The following is a 26,156-nucleotide window of genomic DNA, read 5'->3' as shown; positions in this document are numbered from 1 at the left end:
ATGGCAGGATCAGTCCTGCTGTTTGCGCTTGGAGTCCAGTGTTACGCGCACGGCTTTCACCATGTTGTCGCGGATTTCCAGAATCTCGAAACGGTACTTGTCGATGCGCAAACACACCGGCGCTTCGGGAATGTGTTCGATACTTTCTACAATCAAACCACTGATGGTTTTGGGGCCATCGGTTGGCAATTCCCAGCTCATCGACTTGTTCACATCACGAATGTAGGCGGTGCCGTCGACAATGTAGCTGCCGTCTTCCTGCGGGTGAACATCCGGCGTCGTGGCGGCGACCACGTCGGTGGTAAATTCGCCGACGATTTCCTCGAGAATGTCCTCCAGCGTACAAACACCCTGAACATCCCCGTATTCATCCACCACCAGTGCAATACGACGCTGGTTTTTCTGGAAGTTGAACAGCTGGGTGTGCAGCGGCGTGCTTTCCGGAATGAAGTAAGGCTCGCGGGTAGCGTCCTCAATGTCTTTCTTGGAAAAGCTCTCGCGGCTTAATACACGCGCCAGAGAACGGGCATGCAATACACCAATGATGTTGTTGAGGTTGCCACGGTAAATAGGCACTCGGGTGTGCTGGGCGGTACGCAGTTGCTCAATCAGGTCAGGCAGATCGTCATCAAGGTCGATACCGAATACTTCATTCTTCGGCACCATGATGTCGTTCACCGTCATTTTTTCCAGATCCAGAATGCTCAACAGCATGTGCTGGTGACGCTTTGGAATCATGGTACCGGCTTCACGTACCACGGTACGCAGTTCTTCGGTGCTGAGGTGGTCTGAGTTGGCGTTGTTCACGTCCATTTTGAACAGCTTGAGAATGCCGTTGGCAATGGTGTTCACAAACCAGACAAACGGGTGCAAGGCCCACTGCAGCCCCAACAGAATGCGCGATGCCGGGAAGGCGATTTTTTCGGGCGCAATGGCCGCCAGGGTTTTGGGCGTCAGCTCGGCAAAAATCAATACCACCAGCGTGAACAGAATGGTGTTCACAAACACCGCCAAATCCGGGTTATCAGGCCACAGGCGCTGGCTGATGATGGTTGCCAGGGCAGCCGCTGCGAAGTTCACCAGGTTGTTGCCGGTAAGAATGGTGCCGATCAGGCGATCTGGCTTATCGAGCAGTTTGGAAGCTCGTTTGGCGCCCTGATGGTCGTTCTTGGCCAGATGGCGGAGCCGGTAACGGTTCAACGACATCATGCCGGTTTCAGAGCTGGAGAAGAATCCTGAAAAGATGATCAGTACCACGAGTATGCCGAATAGCACACTTAAGGGAACCTCGTTCAAGGCGGTGTCCTTTGACTAAGAAGAAGTCGTCATCATAGGGCCAGCCGGTTTTCTGTCAACCAGACCTGTGGTCAGGGTCAATAGTTGGTCGAAAGTGAGGGGTTATTACCGTCTGTAGAGGGTGATGTTGCGGGGAATAGCTGGCAAGGGGAGTGTGGGATATCAGCGTATACAGAGGCTCATAGATGGCTCGTTAATTCCATGGGGGAAATAATGGTCAGGCTATTGATTGTTTTGTTTACCTTTGTTCTTGTTTATCTTTTGATCTAAAGGATTGTCCTACAATTTTGACACGCTTGTCAGTAGCCGACCACTTCGTGTCTGGCTTGTATTTACAACGGATGTATTCAGATGAATTTCCCAACCCGGGCGATTTTCCTGTTTTTTGGACTGTTGCTGTCGTCCCCCGCTTTTTCCTTTACTGAAGTCAATGTCAGTGCCACCAAGGATTTACCTTGTATGGCTGATAGAGACAGTAAAATCACTAACTGTACGGCCGGTGAGTTCGTGGTCAACGCGACATTCAGTGCCGCTGATAACACGCCACCGTTCTGTATGAGCGGCGAAGAATTTGAATTCGTCGTTGAGGTTGATCTGTCGGAATCCAATGCCAACCGTTACGACATCGGTTTTTTTGTGGGGCAAGAGGGCAACAGCCCGGTGGCATCAACGCCCAGCAGTATTTCCAGTACTGGTTTGGCGCAGTGTTCGGTAGCAACCTTTCCAACGTCGCTGTCACCATGGAGCGATCTTGAGACGCAAGGCAATAATAGTGATGCCTGTGGTGATTATCCCAGGAAGGCTGAAACGACCAATATCATTAACGAAATCAAGGTCATTTGCTCGGCGAACGCAGCAAGCTCTGTATCTACTTCTGCATTGGAGGTCCCATACATTCTAACGTATGTTCAGAACCGCGGTGGCCTTAATTGTTCTGGCCCGGCTGATGTTGTGGCCCTTTCACCTTCCAAATGTCAGTCCGGTGCTGGCTATGTTAATGGTGTCGTCGCTGTCGAGGTGGGTGTCTGGTTTGATATCACCAAGCAGACCACACCGGATCAGCAATCCATGACCGCCGACGGGTTTGCTCCGCAGGAATTTTCATACACTGCTACTGGCCCTGCGGGTACCAAGGTGATGGCTCTGGTAGGAGCGACATTGACGGATTCCGATGTTACAGGCGGGACGTATATTCCGGCATCTCTTGATGATGCGACAAACACCACCACGTTTACCCTGAGTGACGGTGAAACGGCACGAATATTTATGACGGTTGATGAGAATGATCAAACCATCACGGTAACTGAAGCGGCCACCACCGGTTGGGAAGACACGGCTGAAAGTATCGTTTGCAGTGGCGGTGTCGCCATCACCAGCGATACTGTCACCCGCACCATGACCGCCACTCTCGGTACCAGCGCAGTGTCTGCTGCCTGCACCATTACCAATATCAAGCAGCCGACCGTGCAGGTGGAGAAAGTCTCCGAGCAGGATGTCGGTACTTTTGAATTTACCGGCACCAACGGCTGGACCACCGAAACCATCACGACGACAACCGCCAGTACACCGGATACCGCCCCGGCGGTTGTTACTCCAACCCAGAGCACGGTGCAGTTGTTTTCAGTCGGAAATGCCATTGATATTGCCGAAACCGCAAACAGCGATTTCCGTTTCAAGGACGTCGAGTGTCTGGACTACCTGCCGACCTATTATGGTTCCAGCGCCACGAATGTCGGCACCGTGGATGCCACCAACGCTGCTCAAATTGGCCTCTCCAGCGTTGAAATGCAGGCCGGTGCGGAAATTCTTTGTACTTATACCAGTGTACGACAGCGCGACCTGTCAGTGACCAAGGTTCTGAATGACCCTTTCCAGCCTGGGCTGTTTGTGCTGAACGCTAACGGCACTGATTCTGTCGAAGGTGGCGACGGTACAACAGTCCTGGAACGGGTCGATGTGGCCAGCACCGTCACCGCTTCTGAAGTTGTGGGAACCTCCGCAATAGCGAGTGACCCCGATACTGGCGATATATTTACTGATATGGCCAATTACAATGCCAGTTTCAGCTGCGATACCGTGCCTGCAACGACCGCCGTTGCTTCCGGTTCGGGCACCAGCACCAGCTTCACCATGCCGAATAACGACATCACCTGTACCTTCACTAACGATCGCAAGAGTGCAGATCTGATTTTGACCAAACAGTGGGCGGTTGGCTTCGAAAACGATGAGGTGAGCTTAGCCAGCAGCGGCTTTGTTAATAACGCCAGTCTCGCCAGTTCGGTCTCCAGTGCTACTGGAGACAACACGGACTCTGGCGCGGCCAGCACGGTCTATGTGGGTGAAACCGCGACTCTTGCGGAGAATTGGACGACAGGTAATTCTGATTATTACAACACCAGCATCAGCTGTTCCGGAACGGATGGCCTGACGGATGCGACTCTGACGGTTGGTCAGGACGATACGGCCATCGACTGTACCTTCACTAACACCCGCAAAAGCGCCAATCTGGTGTTGCAAAAACAATGGGTCAACTCGGACAACGGATCGGTTATTCGTATCGGTGGCAGTGGTTTCAGCAACGACGCTGCGGTCACCCACACTTCGACATCGGCAGGGGATAACCTGACCACCAGTGATCCAGTCACCGTCTATATTCTGGAATCCGGCACTCTGGCTGAGAGCTGGGGGGCGGCTTCGACGACAGGCCTGGATTTATCCGACTTCGAGCAAGCGCTCAGTTGCACAGGCACCGCCGGTTTTGATGCGTCGACCAATACACTGACGATTGGCGTCGACGATACCGACATCACTTGCACCTTCACCAATGAGCAGCTGAAGCCTCGCTTGCAACTGGTCAAGACCAATCAGGTCATATGGGACCCGGTGAATGAGTCGGTGTCGCCAAAAGCCATACCGGGATCATTGGTGGAGTACACCATCGAAGTGGAAAACTCCGGTTTGGGGTCAGTGGGGCAGGACTCCATGGTGTTGACCGACGCCATACCGGACAACTTGCATTTTTATGTCTCTGGTAGCGAGGGGGGGGCAACTCCGCCGTTGCAAGTGCAGGAGGGCAGTATTAGCACCGGTTTGTCGTTGTCCGACAGTGAGGTTGAGTATTCCGTTGATAATGGGAGTAGCTGGACCGAAACGCCCACAGAAAACGTGACTCATGTGCGGGTTAGCCCTCCCGGTGTAATGGAGGGCCGAAGTGACTCAGGTAACCCGAGTTTTGAAGTGAAGTTCTGGGTGGTACTGGAGTGACGTTCGCCACCCCAGTTCCGGGCCTGTAAGAAACCAGACGAGTTACTTGATCGGAGCCTTTGCTTTCTTGCCATGCAGCCATTCGTACAGCACCGGCAGTACCAGCAGCGTCAACAGGGTCGATGACACGATGCCGCCAATCACCACGGTGGCCAGTGGCCGCTGGATTTCGGCACCGGTGCCGACGTTCAGGGCCATCGGTACGAAGCCGAGACTGGCAACCAGTGCGGTCATCAGCACCGGCCGTAGACGAATCAGCGCCCCTTCCACCACCGCATGGCGCAGGTCACCGGTTTGCTGCCACAGCTCGCGGATAAAGGCGATCATCACCAGACCGTTCAATACCGCCACGCCGGACAGGGCGATAAAGCCAACGCCAGCGGTGATCGACAGCGGCATATCGCGCAGCCACAGGGCCAGCACGCCACCGGTCAGCGCCAGTGGCACCCCGCTGAAGATGATCAGCGAGTCGCGCACCGAGCCAAAGGCGGTGATCAACAAGCCCAGAATCAGCAGCAAGGTGACGGGCACCACAATCGACAGCCGCTGGCTGGCGGATTGCAGCTGTTCAAATGTACCTCCGTAGTCGAGCCAGTAGCCGCTCGGCAGTTGCACTTCGCTGGCGATGCGTTGCTGGGTTTCTTCAACAAAACTGCCGAGGTCGCGGTTGCGCACATTCACCGATACCACGATGCGGCGTTTGCCGTTCTCGCGGCTGATCTGGGCTGGCGCGGGTTTGATCTCCAGCCGTGCCACTTCGGCCAGTGGAATCCAGCTCTGCTGCGTTTGTGACGTTCGGTTGTCATTGCTGCGGCTATTGGCTGACGTGTGCCATTGCTCGGTCAGCGCCGGGTCCAGTGGCACCGGCAGCTGGCTGAGGGCGTCGAGGTCCCGTCGCAGTGGTTCTGGCAGTCGTACTACCAGCTGGAAGCGGCGATCGCCCTGATAGATCAGCCCGGCAGATTCGCCGCCGACGGCGGTGGCCACCAGTTGTTGTACCTGTTCCAGCGTCAGGCCGTAACGGGCCAGAGCCGCGCGGTCAGGAATGACCGACAACATGGGCAAGCCGGTGACCTGTTCAACCCGGGCATCGGCAGCACCATCAATGGCTTGGACCACCGCCAGAATGCGGTTGGCGTTGGCATTGAGGGTGTCGAGGTCGTCGCCGTAGAGTTTGATGCCAAGGTCTGCACGGACACCGGAAATCAGCTCGTTAAAGCGCATTTGAATGGGCTGGGTAAACTCGTAGTTGTTGCCCGGAATTTCCTTGGCAGCAGCTTCCATCGCCGCCACCAGTTCGGCTTTTGGTAGCTTGGGGTCAGGCCATTGGTCGCGTGGCTTCAGAATCACAAAGTTATCCGCCACGTTGGGTGGCATGGGGTCGGTGGCGACTTCCGGGGTGCCGATTTTGGCGAATACCTTGTCGACCTGCGGGAACTTCTGCAGCCGTTGCTCCAGTTGCTCCTGCATGGCAACCGACTGCTCCAGTCCGGTGCCGGGAATGCGCATGGCGTGCAGGGCAATATCGCCTTCATCCAGCTGTGGAATAAATTCCGATCCCAGTGTGGTCAGTAACCACAGCGAGCCAGCCACCAGCAGGGCAGCCACCGATACCACCAGCCAACGGGCACGCAGTGCCAGTTGCAGTAACGGCCGATAGAGCGACTTGCTGACCTTGATGGCCGGGCTTTCTTTCTCGCTGACCTTACCGTTCATCAGCAAGGCGACGGCCGCGGGCACCAGGGTTAACGAGAACACCATGGCGGCCAGCAAGGCCATGACGACGGTCGCGGCCATCGGGTGGAACATTTTTCCTTCGACGCCGGTAAGCGAAAAAATCGGCAGGTACACCACGGTAATAATGGCAACACCAAACAGGCTGGGGCGAATGACCTCGCTGGTGGCTTCGTACACCAGTTGCAGACGTTCTTTGAGTGGCAAGCGGTAGCTGCCATCCTTGCCATTTATGTGAGCACTGGCGTGTTGGGCTTCGGCCAGGCGGCGGATGCAGTTTTCAACAATGATCACTGCGCCGTCGACGATCAGACCAAAATCCAGCGCCCCCAGGCTCATCAGGTTGGCGGACACACCAAACTGCACCATGCCGGTGACGGTTGCCAGCATCGAAAGGGGAATGACGGCGGCTGTAATCAGTGCCGCGCGAATATTGCCCAGCAGCAGGAACAGCACCACGATGACCAGTAATGCCCCTTCCAGCAGGTTTTTCTGCACCGTTTGGATGGTTTTTTCCACCAGTGTGGTGCGGTTGTACACCGCTTCAACCACTACACCTTCGGGCAGGCTGGTTTGAATGCTGGCGAGCTTTTCGGCCAAGGCATTGGCGACGGTTTTCGGGGTTTCCCCCACCAGCATCATGGCGGTGCCCATCACGGTTTCACGGCCATCGCGGGTGGCCGCGCCGGTGCGCAGGGCCTTGCCAATCGCTACCTCGGCAACGTCGCTGACTTTCACCGGCACGCCATCACGCAGACCAATCACCAGTTCGGCGATGTCATCGATGCCGCTCAGCTGGCCGGGGGAGCGCACCAGCAATTGTTCGCCGTGGCGTTCAATGTAGCCCGCCCCCTGATTGCTGTTGTTGCGGCGCAAGGCTTCGCCCAGCTCCGGCAAACTGATGCCGAAGGCCAGCAGTTTGGCCGGGTCCGGGGTGACGTGAAACTGCTTGTCGAAGCCCCCCATGGTGTTGATTTCTACCACGCCCGGCACCTGGGCCAGCTGCGGTTTGATCACCCAGTCCTGCAATTCTCGCAGCGCGGTGGGCGTGTACTGCTGTTCATAACCTTCGGCAGCCGCCACGGTATAGGTGAAGATTTCTCCCAGCCCGGTGGATACCGGTCCCATTTCTGGTTGCAGCCCTTCGGGCAGTTCCGACTGGATGCTGGCCAGCTGGTTGCTGATCAGGTTGCGGGCAAAGTACAGGTCGGTGCCTTCTTCAAAGACAACGGTGACTTGCGATAGCCCATAGCGGGAAATCGAACGGGTATGGTCGAGGTTTGGCAAACCATACAGCGCGGTTTCAACCGGGAAGGTAATGCGTTGCTCGGCTTCCAACGGTGAATAGCCGGGGGCTTCCGTGTTGATTTGCACCTGCACATTGGTGATGTCGGGCACGGCGTCAATCGGCAGCTTCTGGTAGCTCCAGATGCCGGTGCCGATCACCAGCAGCATCAGGCTCAGCACCAGCCAGCGGCGTTGTATTGAAAAATGAAGAATGCTTTCAATCATGGTGATGGCCTCAGTGTTCGTGGGCGGCACCGGCTTTGCCGATGTCTGCCTTGATCAGGAAGCTGTTGTTCACCACATAGCGCTCACCGGCTTGCAGGCCGTCCAGCACTTCCAGCTGACCATGCAGGCTGCGGCCAATGCGTACCGGGCGGGCCTGGTATTCGTCGCCGTTTTGCACAAACACCACGGTGTTGCCCTCGAGGGTTTGCAGGGCTTGTTGGTCGATGACCACGGCGGCTTGTTCGCTGCTTACCAGAATCTCACTGTTGAGCAATTCGCCGGGCAGCAGTTGCTGGCTGGCGGGCAGTTCGCGGTTATTCACAACGACGCGGGCAATGGCCCATGGGGCCCCGTTGCTGTTTGGCAAGATGGACTCGACTTTGCCGATAACAGGGCCATCAGCGCTTGCCAGGTTATGGGCTGCTGCGCCAGAGGTGCGCGACAGCGACACGGTTTGTCCGGGCATTACCTGTCCACGCTGGGCCGGAAATACCGGGATTTCGACCCACAGCTGGTCGGTGTTCTGGATTTCGAACAAGGGCTGGTCGTTGGCGAATTCGCCATTGCTGGCCAGTCGCTGTTGTACCACGCCGTCGATAGGGCTGGTGATGGAGTAGCGTTGCAGACTTTGGTTAGCTTCGACGACCGCCAGCACGTCACCGCGTTTGACCTGGTCGCCGGTGGCGACGGCCATGCGGGTAATCAGGCCGGGGAAGCGGGCCACCACATGGGCTTGCTGGTGGTGTGGCATTACAACGCGGCCATAACCGGATACTCGGGTGCCGGTTTCGCCGGGTCCTGCGGTGGCGATGACTATGCCGGAAGCGACGGCCATATCGGCGTCGATGCGGGTGCTGTCGCTGTGTTCTTCAGCGTGTTCATGTTCTTGGGGATGTTCCTCATGGCCATCTTCTTCGTGGTCGTCTTCTTCGTGATCTGAGTGTTCGTGATCCGCTTCTTCATCATGCTCATCAGCATGATCATCGTGGTCGTGCTCTTCTTCATGACCCTCTTCGTGACCCTCTTCGTGATCGTCATGCTCGTTGTCATGATCATGCTCGCTGGCATGGCTATGGCCATGGTCGTCTGTAGCTTGCAAATTGGTGGCGGCCACAGATGGCATGGTGATGGTCAGGCAGCCAAACAGGGTGGCGCTGGCCAGCCAGCCAAGCTGCAAAGGCAATTTCTGTACAGTATTCATGGTTGGGTTCCCGTGTGTGTTTGGCGAATGGCGGACGAAGGGAGAGTGTTGTTGGACATCTCGAAGGGCGCTGCGGTCAGCTGTTCCAGCCAGCTGCGGGCAATGGCCAGATCCAACGCATGGGCAATGCGCTGTTGTTGGGCGTCGAACAGGCTTTGTTGCGCTTGTTGCCAGGCGCTGTAGTCGTAGCGGCCTTGTTGGTAGCCGGTGCGGATGTCATTCAGTGCCTGTTGCAGACGCGGAATAACGCCTTGCTGGTATTGCTGCCAGCCTATCTGGGCACTGAGATAACCTTGCCAAGCCTGATAAAGGGCCTGCTGTTGCTGTTGGGCCGCGGTTTGTTGCTGGTTGTGCAGGGCACCCAACTCAGCTTGCTGTTGCTGCAATTGGCTGATGTTGCGGCTGCGTCTACCCAGCGGAACGCTAACCCCGAGGCTGAATGCGACGTCCCCTGTCGCGTTAAAGTGCGTGGCCCCCATATTCCAGCCAATGGCGCTGTCGGCGCTGGCGCGGGTTTCATCAATGCGGGCCTGTTGCACCCGCTGTTGTTGTTGCATCAGCAGTGCGGCGGGTGACTGCTGCCACTGTTGCAGCAGCGTTTGCCACTGGCCGCCGTTAGCAGATGCATTGTTGGATGTATCGACGGCTACCAGTTGCCCTTGCAGCGGCCTGTCGGTGGATTCTGCCAGTGGCTGAATCTGGCTGGCAGGGCGGCTTGGATAAACCAGGCTGAACACCTGATAGCGGGCTTGCCACAACTGCCGTTGGGCCAAATCGGCGGCCAGCTTCAAGCGCACGAGTTCGGCCTCGGCCTGCAATACATCGGCCTCGGCAACCGCACCCTGGGAGTGCTTGCGTTGAATAATGGCCAGGCTGTCCGCGGCTTGCTGCTGTTGGCGGTTCGCCAGTTGCAGTTGCTGCTGCTGCGCCAGTGCTTCAGCAAACTGCCGGGTCAGCTGGCCCAGTAGTGCCAGTTGGCGCTCTTGTTGTTGCAAGGCCCATTGCTGCTGGCGGGCATCCACGCTGGCAATGCGGCGTTGGCGTTGTTGTCCCAGTTCCAGCATTGAGGACAGGCCAATGGCCAGTTCGGTTTCGCTGGTGTCGGTGTATTCGCCGCTGCCGGTGAGGTTGTCGGCGGCCAGTTCCAGTGACAGAGCAGGTGTCAGTGCCGCCTGTTGGCGGGCCGCCTGATTGGCCTGCTGACGCCACTGGAAGACTTCCAGCTCGGGGTTGCCTTGCAGCATCAGCTGACTGGCCTGTTGCAGAGTCAGTGGCGACGTTTGTGGTTTGACCGCACTGTTCAGCTGGCTGGTCTGGGCTTGAGCCAGTCTGTTCTGGGCTTGTCTGGTCTGGTTTTGCTCAGACTCTGCATGGCTGTTCAGGCTGACGGTAGCCGTCAGTACAAACAGCACTGACAACGCCAGGACCTGACCAGCACGCAGGCATGACGGTGCCTGATGAAAATCGGGTTTCATGGGTTTTCCTGTGATTAACGAAATATCGCCCCGGCGCAGCGTTGGCTGGCCTATGGGGTGTGAAGTCGGGTCGTTAACTCAACAGGCGGGGAGGGCGGAACAAGGTGGTGGGCTGACCGATTGGAGCCTGCTGCAAGCGGGCAAGTGGCGATGAATAGCGGCCATTGGCCAGTAATTCGGGCAGCAAGGTCAGGGAAAATACGTGGGAGCCGTGGCAGTGACAGCAGTTGTCACAAGTTTCAGCAGAAGCTTCCGGGTGAGCGGCTGAGGCTTCTGGTGTAACGGAAAGGCTTGCATCCAACGGATCGACCGTCAGTGCAGCGGTGACTTGGCTATGGTGATGATCGCCAGCGTTGCTCAGCAGGCTGACCGATTCCATGCTGGCAGCCACGGACTGGCCCAGCGTGATGACGAGCATCAGGCCGACAGTCAGTAATGTGCGCAAGCGATGGAAGGTATTCATAACCGGTGTGTTGTTCAGCCTTTGATGAGATTGCTTTGGCAGCGCGCCAGTGTGACCAGAATGAGAAATTTTCTCAATGGCTATCTGTCTGGTCGTGTCGGTGCTTCTACTCTGTTTTTTACCTACGCGCTGGTTTCACAGCGTGCATTTATCTATCTGGTAGAGACAACGATAAACCTTGCAGTGGCTATAAGGTCAAGCGGGGCAAGGTCTATTGGGGTAAGGTCAAGCAGGCTCACTGATCGCAGCGGTCGACTGTCGCACCACCACGCTGGATTGCAGTTGCAGCTGCTGCACCGGCGGCTGTTTGGTTTTCAGGCTCTGCAACAGAATATCAGCGGCGGCAGCGGCCATTTCGGCCACCGGCTGACGCACTGTGGTCATGGCAGGCCAGCAGTGGGTAGCGAGGTCGTTGTCGTCAAAGCCGGCAACGGAAAGCTGCGCAGGAATGGCAATTCCCATTTCATGGGCGGTGCTGATGGCACCGGTGGCCATTTCGTCGTTGCCCGCAAAAATAGCGGTTGGACGCTGGGGGGCTTGCAGCAGCTGACGAGCGCATTCGGCACCGGTTTCAAACGAGCTGTAGCCCTGACAGGTGCTCGGGGTCAGGCCGTTTCTATGCATCGCATCTTCATAGCCTAGCTGACGCTGGCCCACCGCCAGGTGGTCCGGTCGGCCGGCAATAAAGGCAATCTGGCGGTGTCCCTGATCGATCAGATGCTGGGTCATTTCGTCGGCGACCTGACGGTCGTCGGTGTAGACGCAAGAGGCATCGCCGTTACAGGTGGCCGGTGAGATACGAACGAAGGGTTTGCCCAGGGTTTTCAGGGCATCGATCAATTTGGGGTCGTCAGACAGTGGCGGTGTCAGCATCAGACCATCGATGCCAGAGGCATTGATGAAACGTTCGATTTCTTCAATCAGGTTGGGCGCCTGATAGTTCAGCGGGTGAATCAGCAGTTCGTAGCCTTCCTGTCGGCAACGTTCAATTACGCCGCACTGCAAATTAACCACGTAGGCAGAGGCTGCCAGAAAGTTATCGTACAACAGGCTGACCAGATACGAGCGTTTGCTGGCCAGACTGCGGGCGGATAGATTGGGTTTGTAGCCCAGCTCGTCGATGGCCGCCTGCACCTTGTCGCGGGTCTGCTGTTTGACGTTGGGTTCCTGATTGACCACCCGGGATACGGTCTTGATGGATACGCCCGCCAGTTGGGCTACGTTATCAATGGTCGGATTGGCCACAGCAGAGTCTCTTGAGGTGTCGTCGGTCGTTATTGTCGTTGGTCTGTCTTTGTTACAGGCGAAGTATCTCACACTGCAGCAAAGTCATGGAAATCAGTCACTTGCCGTTTGCTGCCCGAGGCTGCGCAAGGGTTTGTTACAAACTCGTTGCGGTTATTGTTTGACAGCGTTGTCATAAATGGACAGTATGCGCGGCAATTTTGCTCGATGCTACATTTCAGGCCAACTCCGGATTGAGTGAGGCGGTGTGGCGAAGGTGAAAGGACAAACCAAACCGAGTTAATAACGATAAAACTGCTGCAAGAGGACCCCGTCATGGGCACAACTCCCGGTATCGGTTCACAGCCAAGCGCGGCTGAAGGCCAAGGCAATTTCCGTTTTGCGCTGGTGGCGCTGACGTCTCTGTTCTTCATGTGGGGCTTTATTACCAGCCTCAATGACATTCTGATTCCACACCTGAAAAACGTCTTCGACCTGACCTTTACCCAGGCCATGTTGGTGCAGTTCTGTTTCTTCGGTGCTTACTTTGTGATGTCGGTTCCTGCCGGCAAGCTGGTTCACCAACTGGGCTACAAAATGGGCGCGGTTGTTGGTCTGGTGGTTGCGGGCGTGGGTGCCTTGCTGTTTATCCCGGCGGCCAGCATGCAGGTGTATGGCTTGTTCCTGGCGGCGTTGTTTGTACTGGCCAGCGGCGTGACCCTGTTGCAGGTATCGGCGAACCCGTACGTAACCGTACTGGGCTCTGCCAAGACCGCTTCCAGCCGTCTGAACCTGACCCAGGCGTTCAACTCCTTGGGTACAACGGTGGCTCCGGCGTTTGGTGCGCTGTTGATTCTGGCCGCTGTGCCAGAAGCGTCCGATGCGGTTTCTGAAGCCGTACACGAAGCCGAAACCGTCAAGGTGCCTTACTTGATCATCGCAGGCGCGTTGTTTGTGCTGGCGGCAATTTTCACCATGCTGAAGCTGCCACGCCTGTCTGACGATGCCACCACTGATACTTCTGCGGATGTTGCCAAGGGCTCCCGTGATTCTGCCTGGCAGTACCCGCACCTGGTGCTGGGTGCCGTTGCCATCTTTATGTACGTCGGTGGTGAGGTTGCGATTGGTTCCTTCCTGGTGAACTTCCTCGGCGAAAGCCACATCGCAGGCTTGGCCGAGCACGAAGCAGCACACTACGTTGCTTACTACTGGGGCGGTGCCATGGTCGGTCGTTTCATCGGCTCTGCGGTGATGACCAAGGTGAACCCATCCAAGGTTCTGGCGTTCAATGCCACGGCGGCGGTGCTGATGATCCTGCTGGCGACCTTCAGCTCTGGCAAGCTGGCGATGTTCGCCATCCTGCTGGTGGGTCTGTGTAACTCGGTGATGTTCCCGACCATTTTCTCGCTGGGCGTTCGTGCACTGGGTGCTCACACTTCCCAGGGTTCCGGCATCCTGTGTATGGCGATTGTGGGTGGTGCTTTGGTGCCGCTGGTACAAGGTGTGGTGGCTGACTCTATAGGTCTGCAAATCTCCTTCATCGTACCGGCCATCTGTTACCTGTACATCGTCTTCTACGGTTTGAAAGGCTCTGAGCTGAAGTAAGTTCTGCTTTCAAAACCGTATCGCAAGACACAAAAAACCGGCCATGCAGTGACTGCATGGCCGGTTTTTTTATATCTCGTTGGTGCGTGTTCCAAGCAATGCCATCAGTCCGTTGGCGAGGTTGTTGCGCCATTGCAGCGAATCATGGTTGCCCGAAAATTCTTCATACACCACATCGTAGCCCTTGGCCTGCAGTACGGTACGCAAATGGCGATTGGACTCAAGAATGTCGATCGAAGCAAAACCGGTCTCGAACCGCCCAGCGTTGAGGTAGAAGCGTGATGTACCGGTTGCTGAGTTAGCCAGTTGGCGCGTCAGCCACTCGGGTTCCTTGCCGTTCGCTGGCCACCAGAAAGAGCCGGATTGGCTCAGTGCCAGACCAAAAACATCCGGATGTTTCCAGCTGCTGAACACCGCCGCCAAGCCGCCGTAGCTGGCTCCCGCCAGCAGGGTGTTTTCGGCGTCAAACTCCAATCCCGTGGTTTGCCGTAGCCATGGCATCAGTTCAAACGCCAGCATGTCAGCGAAGTGATCGTTGGCTGGCAGCTCGGTATTGCGTGCCTGCCGACTGGGGTTGTTGATAAACACGCACAGAGTGGCAGGAATCTCACCAGCGTCGATCAGGTTCTGGACGATATTGGCCGCCGGAATGGTGGACTGATGGGCTCGGCCGTCGAAGAAAATGGCGACGGCCGTAGGACGTTGTCCCTCGGCAAGGCTGGGCCAGGCAATGCTGACCCTGCGTTCGTTGTTCAGCCGCTGGCTGGTAAAGCGGTGGTGCTCGACGTGCGGTGGTGTCAGTGGCGCGTTTAACCAGGGAGACAGCGCGGCGTCCCTGAGCGCCAGCACAGACTCGGTATTGAACACATCGGCGTATTGGCTGGTGGTTCGTTGCATCGGGTTCATGGGGTCTTGCCGGGCGCTGGCCAGTAATACATTTGGCCCTGGCAGGTGCTTTAAACGGGTCGGGGTATCCGGTGCCAGTTGATAAGACAGCAGGGTATCGCTGGGCACATCAAAGCTTTTGAACCAGATAGCGGAGTTGGCCAGTTGGTCGAGAAACTCGTGGGTTCCTGATGGACCTCGCATCAGTTTGACGTTGTGCCGGGCACCACGGTACAGAAAGGTGACCCGGTCGGTGTTGCTATCGATAGCTTCTACACTTGGTACGCCGTTGGCCGTCAGTTGTTGCCATGCGGCTTGCTCATCCCGGTGTTGCAGGTAGTGCGAGAGTGCCTGTTTGACTTTGTCACTGAGGATTATGTCGCTGGGGCTTATGTCGCTGAAGGTTGTGTCAGTGGCAGGCGGCAATTCGGAAATAACCTTGCCGGCTGGTTGAAAGTAGTTGATGGCAACGGGCTGACGAATGCTCAGGGTCGCTTTGCCAGCAACGGGGCTGATGATGTTCAGCTGATAGCGACCCGTGGCAGGCACGGTGAAGATAAAGTCCGCTGAAGGGTATTCGCCGGTAAGCAACCAGCGTAGATGTTCGCCCTTAGAGGTTAATGACAGACGGGTGCCTTCAGGGCCGGTTAATAGTCCGGTTACGATATGGTTTGCGGGAAGCGATAGCTCTTGCGTAAGGACCTGCTGCGCTTCTAACGGCTGTTCCGTTTGCAGCAGCCATTCTTGTGCCTGACCCGACTGAGATAGAAAGATCGCCAGCGTGGTGAGCAGTTGCTGCCAAATGGTATGGCAAAGTCTTTTTTTCATGATGTGCTCTGATGGTGTGATCTGATGAGGTGGGAATGAACCTGGCTGAGCCAGCCGCAGCGCATCCATCCTTGATGGCGCTGCGGCTGCTCCCGTTGTGGATAAATCAGTAGGCCAGATCGACCGTCAGACCGATGGTGCGAGGGCCACCGACGTTGGCCTGGTTGTACTGGGTCTTGCGGTACACCACTTCTTCGTTGGTCAGGTTTTTGATGTAGGGCGACAGGCTCAGTTGCGGAATGACCTGCCACTGGGCATTCACCGCGATGGTGGTGTAGCCATCCAGTTTCAGATCGTCGTCGTTGCTGGCATCGGAGTAATAGCTGCTGACGTAATGGGCGTTGGCCGCAATGCTCAGGTCATCACCAATCTGCTGCTGGATTCCCAGACTGGCGGTAGCTTTGGGGGCGTAGCCGAATTCATTGCCTTCCAGCTCTTCGTAGCCTTCTCCGGCATCGGTGATGTCTGTTTTCAGCAAGCCCACAGAGCCAGACAGCAAGGTGGATTCAGACACTGCCGCGCGGATTTCCAGCTCAAGACCGGTGCTGGTGGCCTCTTCAAGGTTGGTGAAGCGTGGCATGACGTAGGCCAGATAACCGTCAAAGCGGTTGTGGAACACGGTGGTATTCAGCTCCAGCCGCTGCTGCCACAGTGACGAACGCAGACTGGCTTCAAAGGTCGTCACGCGCTCTTCATCAAAGGTGTAGAACTCGCTGCTGATCCAGTCGAGGGCGCCACCGCCAGCGTTGTACCCCTTGCGTGCGGTCAGGCTTAGGCTGGTGTGATCGTTGGCGGCATACATCACCCCCAGTTTCGGCAGGTAGATGGTCTTGGCGTGGTCGAGATCGACAATGCCCTGCCAGCTGGTGCCCGGCCAGGCGACGATGTCGCGTACCTGATGCTCGCGTTCGACACGGCCACCAGCAATGATCGACAGGGTATCCGTCACGGCAATATTGCCTTCGCCGTACAGCGCCCAGGTATCGATGTCGTCGGTGCCTTCAAAACCGCCATCCCAGATACGAATGTCTTCGGAGCGGTCGTAATAGTAGAGGCCTACCATGCCGTTGCTGGCACTGCCCATGGGCTCGTACACCAGACGAGCGTCCAGCGTCACGCTGTCTTCATCAAGATCCATGTAAAAGGTGGATGGCGACTGCACAAATTCCGAGTGATAGCTCTGGCTGCCCAGCAGGACTTTGGCAGACCAATCGTTGTTGATGGCGTAGTCGAGGTCGAGACTGATGGAGGTCTCGTTGGAATCCTGCAAGCGAGTGTTGTTGTCGTCGCCATCAAAGTCGTAGTCGCTGTAGTCCGGGCCGTTGATGTAGTTCAGGTATTCACCTTCGGCTTCGCGGTGACTGATGGTCAGTTTGGCGCTGAGCTGCTCAATCGAAGCGGGTTGCCACAACAGCTTGCCGCGCAGGCTGGTGGACTCTGAATGGCCCGGGTCGTCGGACCAGTCGCCGGTTTCTTCATCGTCGATGTGGTAGTCGATGTAGCTGTCACCTTGCAGGTGCTCGGCGGCCAGTCGGTAGGCCAATTGGTCTTCGACCAGTGGACCGGATACCACGCCAGCCAACTGATATTTGGCGTCCTGATTCTCATAACCCGCGCGCAGTTTCGCTTCCGGTTGCCAGTTTGGGTCGGCGGTGGTCATCACCACGGCGCCGCCCATGGTGTTACGTCCCTGAGTGGTGGATTGAGGGCCGCGCAGCACCTCAACCTGTTCGCTGTCCCAGACATCGGTGCTGATGTAGCGTTGGCCGGTCCAGGTTTCTGCCAGTCCATCGACCACGGTACTGACTCGCGGGCGGCCGCCGGAAATAAACGAGAACACGCCTTGGGCAGCCCCTGCGCCATCGACACCACGGATGCTGGGAACACCGAACGGATGTTCGATGGTGTTAGGCACCTGTTCGATGACTTCGTTGATTTCACGGTAATGCGCTTGCTGCATGGCGTCCCCATCCACCACGGTGACGGCGGTGGCGGTGTCCTGCAGGGAGCGTTTAACCTTCTCAGCCGTGACGGTGACCGGTGGCAGGGTGATCATGCCGTGGCTGTCTTCAGCGCTGAGGGTGATCTGTTTCGGGCCGCTGAATTCATACACCAGGCCGCTGCCGTTCAGCAGCTCTTGCAGGGCTGTGCGGGTGCTGTAGCTACCTTGCACGCCAGCGGTTGTTTTACTGCGGGTAAGGCGGGCATCAACGCTGATAAAGACCCCGGCTTGCTGGGCAAACTGGTTCAATGCCGGTGCCAGTGCTCCCGCTTCGATGTTGAAGCGCGTTTGCTGGCTGGCTTCCGCATGGACGGTTTGGCTGAACAGCAGCGGGCTTGCCAGCGTTGCAAACAGACAGCTTTGCCACAGCAGGTTGCTGGCGAAACAAAGTTGGCGACTTTTGGTGAGGGTTTGGTTCTTCAAGGCAGTCATGTCAGGACCTGTATTTTTGGAATAATCAGTCCCTTAACGGTTGAGCGCAGAAAAAGGGAAAGGCAAAAACAGGATTTATTCGGTTTCGAGCTCGAAGGTGCGCCACCAGGGCAGCGTGGTTTTGAGCCGGATTGGCAATGACAGGCTCAACATCCGGATGACCTGTTCCGGCTGTTGGAGCGGGAAAGTACCGACGACCTTGATGGACGCCGCAGCATCGGATACGCCCAAATGGCCACGAACATGAGGCTGAAGCTGCTCCAGCAGTTGCTGCAAGGGCATGTTCTCGGCCACCAGCAAGCCATCTCGCCAAAGCTCCCGGTTGATGTCGACGGGCTGTTCGGTCATGTCTCCCGAAGGTTGGATAACCAAGCCTCTGCGGGTGTTCACTATGCGGGTTTGACCATTGCTGAGAGTCACCTGCACTCGCCCATCAAACACATTCAGTTGCAAACCGGATGGCTGACTGGTGACGGAAAAACGGGTACCCAAGGCCCGGAACCGGATGCCCTGACTGACGACTTGCAGTGGGCGAGGGTCTTTCTTCTGACTGCTGGCAACATACACCTCGCCGCACAGCAGGTGGATTTGTCGCTGCCGAATGCCATAAGCCAGATTGACGGCGGATTCCGCGTTTATCCACAGTTGGCTGCCATCGCTGAGCTGATGCTGTAACGGTGTGCCGGAACGAGTACTGAAGTCTGCAACCAGTGCAGCCGGTGACCACAGACTTGGCTGCTGCCAGAGATAACGACCCAGTAGAGCCGTGCCAATTCCGGCAATGGACCAACTGAGCAAACGCCGACGTTGAGCACCAATACTGCGGCCTGCTTCCAGAATCTGGCGACTGCTGCCAGCCCCGGCGATTTGACCCAGGCCATGAAAGCGGGCGTTGGTGACCTCGACATAGTGCCAGGCCTTACGGTGATGACTGTCGGCAGCCAGCCACTCTTGCCACTGACGAGTGTCCTGTTCCGACACGGCTTCATCGGCCAGGGTGACGTACCACTCGGCGGCTTGTTGCAGTACCGGGTAGGGAATGTCTTTTTTCATGCTGGTGCCAGCACCTGATCCAGCTCGGCTTCGACTTCAATGCAAGCCAGCATGGCTTTGGCCATCCAGTTTTTCACCGTACGCTCCGTGACGTTTTGCTGTTCGGCAATGGCGCGATAACCCAGTCCCTCAAATTTATGGGCAATAAAAGCGTTGGCGATGTGGTCGGGCAGTGCCCGCAGGCGGCGGTCCAGATCGAGGAACGACTCGATGATCATGGTTTGGGTTTCGGGAGAAATATCCACGGCTTCCGGCTGTTGCTGGATGCTTTCCAGCCATGCCTGCTCGAGTGCCCGGCGTCGCCACATATCAATGCAAAGGCGGTCTGCCACCACTTTGAGGTACTTGCGTTCGGCTGCCGCTTGCTCAAACGTTGGCTGCTTGCAAAGCACTTTTACAAAGGTGTCCTGTGCCAGATCGGCCGCTTGTTCGTTACAGCCGGTCCGTTCCATCAGCCAACGCTTTAGCCAGCTGTGATGGTCTGCAAAAACATCGGCAATGCTGCGTTCGCGCGTTAACTCGGTCAAAGCCCGTACTCCATGGCTGATGAACAGTCGTGGTTATTTTCAAGAATGATAATTATTTTTATTTTATGGGTGGAACTTTGCCAAGTGCAAGTCGAGCCATGAACGGGGGCAAACAGGGGGCATTAACAGGGGGGAAATTGCCTTTAAGGGAAGGCAGTGGCAGGCCCGCAGACGCGGGCTGTGGGCAACCGCTGAAGATCAGCGGTTGTAAGGTTTGTTCGATGTCAGGTTTGCCAGACCCTTGACCAGTCTGAAAATGCTCCAGACAAAGGTCCCCAACAGAATCAGCCAGCCAATGAAAATAAAGGTGGTCACCATGCCGATGATGGTCAGACCAAGACCCCACCAGAACACGCTGATGATGTTGGCGTAGTGGTCTTCAAACTGGGTGCCACGGTAATCGCTGATTTTGACGATGGCCCAGATGCCACCAATAAACCAGCAGATACCGGTGAAGTACCCCAGCCCCATCATGATATAGGCGAACAGGGCGTTGGTTTTGGCGCTGTCGTCGCGGGCAGAAAGGGGCTGATAGTTACTGTCAGTGGTGTTGCTGTCGTGATCAAAGTCGGCCATGTCGTCTCCGTTGTCTGGCATCCATAGGGTTTGACCCCGTTCAGATGCAGAATACTCAAAAGCGGTGCTGATGTCTGGCTCGGGTGTCGGGAGTAGAGGGAGCGTGTAGGAGCAGGCTTGCCTGCGATGTTGCAGTTGGTGCGGGTAGTGCAGACTGTGTAGAGGGAGGGTGGGCACGAGTGCCCACCCTGCTGGTTGTAGGAGGTAGCTTGCTGCCGATGGTTTATCGAGAGCAAGCTCTCTCCCACAGTATTGTCCAGACCCCAGACCCCAGACCCCAGACCCCAGACCCCAGACCCCAGACGCTTCAGGAGTACGCCGCTTCGCTTTGTTGCTTCTGTTGCTGCTTACGCTGGCTGGCAACTCGCGCCTTGCGTTTGCGCCACCAGATGATCACGCCGGTCACTGACAGCATGGCCACCACCAGCCCCATAAACGAAATCAGGATGCGCCCCGGCAAGCCCAGAATGCGGCCCGAGTGCAGCGGGAATTGCGCTTGTACAAACAGGTCGGCGACGGTGCCTTGCCATGGAATGCGCTTGCCCAGAATCTCGCCGCTGTAGGCGTCTACAAACAGTTCTTTATGACCCGCACCAGCGGTGCCGTGGTCGTCTTCCGGGTGGTAAAGCTTGATGTCGTAGAAGCCAAACTGACGGGCGTAGAACACTGCATTGGCGGGTTCTTCCCAGCCCAGTTGTTCGGCTCGTTCGGAGGCAATGTCGATGGCTTGTTGCATGCTCAGCTGAGGTGGTTTGACCTCGTGCAGCTCAACGTAAGGGCGTTCGTCGTACGGCGTTGGGGTGACGTCGGAAATCGCTGACAGTGCCGGGAAAAACACTTCGCGGTACAGGTTCAGCGAGAACGCGGTGAAGGCAACAATCAACAACAGGCCCCAGGTCCACAGGCTGACCGCCTGATGCAGGTCGAAGTTGAGTTTGTAGCTGCCGCCGTTCCAACGGATGCCAAAGCGCTTGAACCAGTTGGAGAACCAGTTACGGGTCTTCTGGCTAGCGTTCTCTCCGCGTTGGGTTTTGGTTTTCGGGAAGGTCAGCACGATGCCGAAGAAGCAGTCCAGCGTCCAGATCATGGCAATGATGCCCAGTAACCATACGCCCCATTCATTGATGCCCCACATTTCCGGCAGGTGCAGGCTGTAGTGCAGTTTGTAGAGGAAGGAGACAAAGGTTTCAGTGCTGATTGGCCATACCGCTCCCCATTCGCGGGTGCCCAGTTCGTCGCCACTGACGGGGTCGACAAACACCTGATTGAAGTCGGCGTCGTAGGGTTTGTTGGTGTCCGGGTTCAGTCGTGGGGCAACGTAGAAACTGTAGGAGTGGCCCGGTTCCGAGGTGAGCGAGGTGTACAGCACCTGCATGGTCGGGTGACGTTGTTCAACCTGCTCAATCAGTTGCATCACCGGCTGTGGTTGGTGCTCAGCGGTGATGGGAGTTGTCGCGTCCAGCAAATGGCCATTCAGCCATTCATCCAGCTCGTGATCCCAGGAGATTACAGCTCCGGTCAGGCCGGTAATAAACAAAAACAGGGCGGTGGTCAGGCCGGCCCAGCGGTGCAGCAGTACAAAGGTTGCGCGCATCTTGTTCTCTCTTGAGTCGGTGATCAATTCGGGTTGCTGATGGTGATTTGCCGGGCTGTAAGCCCTTGGCTAAGTTGTAAAACAGCCCCGCTCATCGTCAGGTGAGCGAGGCTGGTTGTGCCCTGCCTTGGCAGGGTGCCCCTCTGACGGGGGCTTGATTGGCGTTGGCTCAGAAGCTGTAGCTGACCGCCAGATTCAGTTTGCGTGGCGCGCCGTAGCGGTAAATACCACTGCCAACCTGGCTGAAGTATTTCTTGTCGGTCAGGTTGGCAACGTTGAACTGGGTCGAGAATTGCGGCGTGATCTGATAACGAGCCATCAGGTTCACCAGTGCATAGGCTTCTTGCTCCAGGTCGCCGTTGTAGGTGCGGCCTTGCCAGTCGACACCACCGCCCACGGTCAGGTCGGCCATTTCATAGGTGGTGAACAGGTTGAAGGTTTCGCGAGCCTGATTGCTGTTTACGTCACCACCGTCTTTGTCTTCGGCGGTGAAGTGGGTGTAACCAGTGTGCAGCTTCCAGCTTTCGCTCAGGTCACCAACGACTTCCAGTTCGTAGCCCTGTGTGACTGTGCCGTCGGCTGAATAGCTGGCCTGACCACGATCCGTGTCACCATTGATGTAAACGATACCGCCACTTTCATCGGTCAGGTCTTGTGCAAGGTTGTCCTGATCGATTCGGAAGGCGGTAATGGTGGTGTGCAGTTGGTCGTTCAGCCAGCTGCTCTTCAGGCCAATTTCCTTGTTGCTACCTTCCAGTGGGTCCAGCTGGTCGCCGTTCGCTTCGAACGCGTTTTGCGGCATAAAGATGGTGGTGTAGCTGGCGTACAGGCGGTGCTGCTCATTGAGGTCGTACAGTACGCCGGCGTAAGGGATAAATACGCCGTTGTCGCCAAAGTTAGTATCTGCGCCCCAGCTATTACCGGAGCGATTCCAGCTGGCGATACGACCGCCAACAATGGTTTTCCACTCGTCAGTGATGTTGAAACGTACTGCTGCGTAGGCTCCTGTCTGGATGGTGCGCATGTTGAGTTTTTCGGTTGCAGTATCAGCCCAGTCGGGTTCCGTTACATTGCCATCCCACTCGTAGAAATTACCCGTGGTAGGGGTATCTTCTGGTTCGTCATATTCCCAGGTCTGGGCTTTCTGGATCGAACGCTGAATGCCCATGGTGAACTCGTGGTAGTTGCCACCCAGTTCAAAATCGCCTTGCAGCTGCAGATTGACGGTGTCCAGACGGCTGTAGCCGTAGGAGTTGATTGGAGAGGTGACCAGACCAGTACCAGTCTCTTTGTCGAGGCTGCCGTAGAGATACAGCAGTTTGGTGTCCTTGTCGTAAATCAGACGGTTGGCGTTGGCCTTGACCAACCAGCCATTGTCCAGCGTGTGCTCGACGTTCAGGAACAGGTTGGTGCCCTTGGTTTCCCACTTGGTCCAGTCGGCAGAGGTGGTTTTGGAACGGTCCCAGTCGGTCTGGCTACCGTCGCTGAAGTTGCTTGGCAGAGCACCCCAGGTCACGCCAGTTGGTTCGTGGTGGTCCATGCTGGCACCAATGCGTACCAGGGTGCTGTCGCTGATGTCAGCTTCGGCTGTGCCGTACAACACAGTGCGGTCTTCATGGTAAAGATCCTGCCAGGAATCCTTGCTGCCACGCTTGGCGACCAGACGGCCACGGATAGAACCGGATTCGTTCAAACCGCCACCAACATCAACGGACACTTCTTTCTTGTTCCAGCTACCCACGGAGGCATCGATGGTGGCGTGGAATTCGTCGCTGTCAGCGTGCTTGCGAACAAAGTTGATCGACGCTGACGGGTTACCGGCACCGGTCAGCAGGCCAGTGGCACCACGAACAAATTCAACGCGCTCGTACATGGAGACATCGGCAATGGTTTCACCGGAATCGCCGCCCAGCGACCAGGACAATGGCAGGCCATCGACCTGGTAGTTGGATACTTCAAAACCACGGGAAGAGAAGGTGTTTCGAACGGTGTCGGTATCGGTGCTGGTCAGACCGATGGTGCTGCTGATCACGTCCTGAATGGTTTCCAGCTGCTGGTCTTTCAGACGCTGGGCTGTGAATACGGTAACGGACTGAGGGGTTTCAATCGGCTTCAGACCCAGACCGGTGGCGGTGTCCAGTTGTTCACGCTCAATGTAACCACCCACGGCGAACACTTCTTCCAGCGGCTGATCAACGTAGCTGTACGGTTGCACTGGTGCTTCAACGACGTAGCTGTTGTTGCCAACCTTGCGTACGGTCAGTTCGGTATCTTGCAGCAAGGTCTGCAACGCCTGTTCAACGCTGTAGTTACCCTGAATGGCCGGAGCCTGAACACTCGGCAGGTCGACGCTGCTGGCGCTGATTTGAGTGCGCGTTTGAATGGCCAGCTGGTTCAGAGCCTGATCCAGTGGCTGAGCGGCGATGTTGATAGACTGGGTGCTGGCAGAGGCCGGAGAAGCCGCGGCTGCATTAGCTGGCAGGCTGCTAACGGCAACAGGGGACAACAAGGCGGCGCTGATGGCGAGGGATAACAACTGGCGTTGGGCATATACCGGGCGTTGCAAGGGGGGCTCCTTTGATACCTGAATGTGATTTTATGTAAATAAGAATCACAATTAATAACGAATAAAAGGAAGACGCAGCCGCCGCAGAAAACCCGTAAAAAAGTTTTTTAAAAGATATGTCAGTGGGATGGGGGCGGGGTGTATGTGGGGCGAGAGCGATAGCTTCTTGCTGGTGATGATGAGTTGCGTGTTGCAGCAGGACGTTGATTCCCGATGGGGCACCGGGAATCAATTTGGGAATGTCTTCGGGAATAAATTCCCTCCTACAGCCTGTTGGTTTCCGGCCTCAACGCCCAAGGCGAGCGCGCAGTACCAGCCGTGGGCCATCAATGCCGTTGCGCATGTCGGCCCGCAAATTGAACAGCTGCATCAGCGAGCGCACGGCTTCGTCGGTGCGGCTGATGAAGTAGGTGGCGCTGACCGGCGCTTCGGGGTTAGGCAGGAAGCGGGTATCAATCTGGTATTGGGTGTAGCGATTGATTTCGTCCAGTACGTCGGCCAGTGGTTGGCCGTCGAAAATCATCGAGCCCTGCTGCCAGGCAGTGGCTTGCAGGTTGGCCGAGGGGCTGACTGCGCCAGTTTGGCCATCGGTCACGGCGACTTTTTCGCTGGCATTCACCAGTGTGGTGGAGCGTGAGCTGCCGGTGACTGCGACGGTGCCTTCGGTGACCGCAATACGGGTTTTTCCGCTGTCGGCGCGTACATTGAAGGCGGTGCCAACGGCGCGCGCTCGGGCCTGTCCGGCACTGACAATAAAGGGTCGGCTGGTGTCGTGAGCCACTTCAAAATACGCCTCGCCCCGAATCAGGGTCAGCGAGCGTTGGCCGGCGCTGAAATTCACCGCCACTTCACTGTCCCAGTTCAGCGACACGGTGCTGCCGTCCGGCAGCGTGCGGGTGACGATTTCGCCGTACACCGACTGCAAGCGGGTTTGGTAATTGAGGTCCTGCTGGCGGTTGGCCTGACTGCTGGCTATGTTGGCGCTGCCAGTAGTTGCATCCGTGTTCCAGAATGACGGCACCAGAATGGCCAGCATCAGGATCACGGCAAATGCCGACCCGGCCTGCATCAGTCGAACGGGTGTCAGCCATTGGGCCAGCCAGCTGGCTTCTGCCTTGTGGGTGTATGGCGGGCGCTCTGCCACCTGGGACAATGCGCCCATCAGGTGCCATTCTTCACTGGCTTGTTCCATCGCCAAGCGATGTTGCTCGGATTGCTGGCACCAGGTTTCCATGTGCTGTTTGGTTACGGCGGCGGCACCATCGGTGTCGGCATCGTAGTAATCCCGGATCATCGCAAAGGCTTCATCGGCCAGGGCGTCGGGACAGGTTGCGTTATCCATGTGCTAATCGGTCTGCTATCGGTTGGCCGGGCGCGTGTCTGTCTGACGCAGACTTTGTCGCATGGTGCTGGTGGCATTGGCCAGGTGTTTTTCGACGGTAGAGAGGCTCACATCCAGAGCCTCGGCGATGTCTTTCTGACGTTGACCGTCGATCCGGTAGCGCCAGAAAATCTCCTGGGTCAGTGGCGGCAGCTGTTTCAGGGTGGTGTTCAGTTGCTGCACTTTCTGACGGGCCAGGGCGGCTTCCTCGACATTGTAGCTGTCGTTGCTGGCGCTGGTTTCCATGTAGTCGTGTTCGTAGCGGGCACGACTTTGTTCACTGCGAAAATGACTGATCACTTCGTTTCTGGCTGCCCTGTAGAGGTAGGCGGTTTCGTTATCGACCGGTTTGTCACTGGGTTGTTCTTTGCGTAACAGCTTTTCGGCCAGTTGCTGAAACAAATCGGCGGCGGTGTCCCGACAGCCGACTTTGCTGGTCAGAAAATACAGCAGGGAATCTTCCTGTTGACGCAAGGTGGCCAGCAACGAGTTAAACGGCTTCATGAATGGAGTCAGTTGGCGGTGAATAATGAAAACT

The 26,156-nt window shown here is 56.7% G+C and carries 17 protein-coding genes; 2 read left to right on the top strand and 15 right to left on the bottom strand.

The features are described from left to right. Positions 1 to 9: 9 nt before the first annotated feature. Positions 10 to 1,296: an HlyC/CorC family transporter gene (locus G516_RS0111335; protein ID WP_028293760.1), complete on the bottom strand. Its 1,287-nt coding sequence runs from the start codon at positions 1,294 to 1,296 to the stop codon at positions 10 to 12. A gap of 459 nt (positions 1,297 to 1,755) precedes the next feature. Between G516_RS0111335 and G516_RS0111330 the strand changes: the two genes are divergently transcribed. Beyond that, on the top strand, positions 1,756 to 4,560 hold the full coding sequence (locus G516_RS0111330) for a prealbumin-like fold domain-containing protein (protein ID WP_169449529.1): 2,805 nt from the start codon (positions 1,756 to 1,758) through the stop codon (positions 4,558 to 4,560). 42 nt (positions 4,561 to 4,602) lie between these two features. On the opposite strand, the gene G516_RS0111325 is transcribed toward G516_RS0111330, so the two are convergent. From G516_RS0111325 to G516_RS0111305, 5 genes are all read right to left on the bottom strand, one after another. After that, positions 4,603 to 7,806, bottom strand: coding sequence for an efflux RND transporter permease subunit (locus tag G516_RS0111325; RefSeq protein WP_028293758.1), 3,204 nt, complete (start codon positions 7,804 to 7,806; stop codon positions 4,603 to 4,605). 10 nt (positions 7,807 to 7,816) lie between these two features. Then, the gene (locus G516_RS0111320) at positions 7,817 to 9,007 is read right to left on the bottom strand and encodes an efflux RND transporter periplasmic adaptor subunit (RefSeq protein WP_051219312.1); all 1,191 of its coding nucleotides are present in this window, start codon (positions 9,005 to 9,007) and stop codon (positions 7,817 to 7,819) included. After that, a complete protein-coding gene (locus G516_RS0111315; RefSeq protein WP_028293756.1) occupies positions 9,004 to 10,482 on the bottom strand; it encodes a TolC family protein in 1,479 nt (492 codons plus the stop codon). Before G516_RS0111315 ends, G516_RS0111320 begins: the two co-directional genes overlap by 4 nt. Positions 10,483 to 10,555: 73 nt before the next feature. After that, positions 10,556 to 10,945 carry a hypothetical protein gene (locus G516_RS0111310; protein WP_028293755.1) on the bottom strand — a complete coding sequence of 130 codons (390 nt, stop codon included), beginning with the start codon at positions 10,943 to 10,945 and terminating at the stop codon, positions 10,556 to 10,558. A gap of 225 nt (positions 10,946 to 11,170) precedes the next feature. Continuing rightward, positions 11,171 to 12,190, bottom strand: a complete 1,020-nt coding sequence (locus tag G516_RS0111305; RefSeq protein ID WP_036536043.1) for a LacI family DNA-binding transcriptional regulator — start codon at positions 12,188 to 12,190, stop codon at positions 11,171 to 11,173. A gap of 315 nt (positions 12,191 to 12,505) precedes the next feature. Between G516_RS0111305 and G516_RS0111300 the strand changes: the two genes are divergently transcribed. Continuing rightward, a complete protein-coding gene (locus tag G516_RS0111300) occupies positions 12,506 to 13,774 on the top strand; it encodes a sugar MFS transporter (protein ID WP_028293753.1) in 1,269 nt (422 codons plus the stop codon). A 69-nt stretch (positions 13,775 to 13,843) separates the two neighbouring features. Here the strand turns inward: G516_RS0111300 and G516_RS22120 are convergent, their stop codons facing one another. From G516_RS22120 to G516_RS0111255, 9 genes are all read right to left on the bottom strand, one after another. Beyond that, complete coding sequence (locus G516_RS22120; RefSeq protein WP_169449528.1) at positions 13,844 to 15,487, bottom strand: alpha/beta hydrolase-fold protein; 1,644 nt, start codon at positions 15,485 to 15,487, stop codon at positions 13,844 to 13,846. 106 nt (positions 15,488 to 15,593) lie between these two features. After that, positions 15,594 to 17,921, bottom strand: a complete 2,328-nt coding sequence (locus G516_RS0111290; protein ID WP_028293752.1) for a TonB-dependent receptor domain-containing protein — start codon at positions 17,919 to 17,921, stop codon at positions 15,594 to 15,596. Between the two features lie 75 nt (positions 17,922 to 17,996). Continuing rightward, on the bottom strand, positions 17,997 to 18,974 hold the full coding sequence (locus tag G516_RS0111285; RefSeq protein ID WP_028293751.1) for a FecR domain-containing protein: 978 nt from the start codon (positions 18,972 to 18,974) through the stop codon (positions 17,997 to 17,999). Continuing rightward, on the bottom strand, positions 18,971 to 19,501 hold the full coding sequence (locus G516_RS0111280; protein ID WP_036536038.1) for a sigma-70 family RNA polymerase sigma factor: 531 nt from the start codon (positions 19,499 to 19,501) through the stop codon (positions 18,971 to 18,973). The genes G516_RS0111285 and G516_RS0111280 overlap by 4 nt, the downstream gene beginning before the upstream one ends. 198 nt (positions 19,502 to 19,699) lie before the next feature. Beyond that, the gene (locus tag G516_RS0111275) at positions 19,700 to 20,077 is read right to left on the bottom strand and encodes a DUF4870 family protein (protein ID WP_028293749.1); all 378 of its coding nucleotides are present in this window, start codon (positions 20,075 to 20,077) and stop codon (positions 19,700 to 19,702) included. A 307-nt stretch (positions 20,078 to 20,384) separates the two neighbouring features. Continuing rightward, positions 20,385 to 21,671: a PepSY-associated TM helix domain-containing protein gene (locus tag G516_RS22115; RefSeq protein WP_036536036.1), complete on the bottom strand. Its 1,287-nt coding sequence runs from the start codon at positions 21,669 to 21,671 to the stop codon at positions 20,385 to 20,387. Positions 21,672 to 21,840: 169 nt separating this feature from the next. Then, positions 21,841 to 24,237, bottom strand: a complete 2,397-nt coding sequence (locus G516_RS0111265) for a TonB-dependent siderophore receptor (RefSeq protein WP_156879023.1) — start codon at positions 24,235 to 24,237, stop codon at positions 21,841 to 21,843. Positions 24,238 to 24,523: 286 nt separating this feature from the next. Further along, the gene (locus tag G516_RS23940; protein ID WP_051219308.1) at positions 24,524 to 25,579 is read right to left on the bottom strand and encodes a FecR family protein; all 1,056 of its coding nucleotides are present in this window, start codon (positions 25,577 to 25,579) and stop codon (positions 24,524 to 24,526) included. 15 nt (positions 25,580 to 25,594) lie between these two features. Next, a complete protein-coding gene (locus G516_RS0111255; protein ID WP_028293747.1) occupies positions 25,595 to 26,122 on the bottom strand; it encodes an RNA polymerase sigma factor in 528 nt (175 codons plus the stop codon). Positions 26,123 to 26,156 lie beyond the last annotated feature (34 nt).

The sequence above is a fragment of the Oceanobacter kriegii DSM 6294 genome, from assembly GCF_000422845.1.
GTDB classification, from domain to species: Bacteria; Pseudomonadota; Gammaproteobacteria; order Pseudomonadales; family Oceanobacteraceae; genus Oceanobacter; species Oceanobacter kriegii.
The sequence above is the reverse complement of the archived record's forward strand: the minus strand, read 5'-3'. Positions and strand labels throughout refer to the sequence as shown.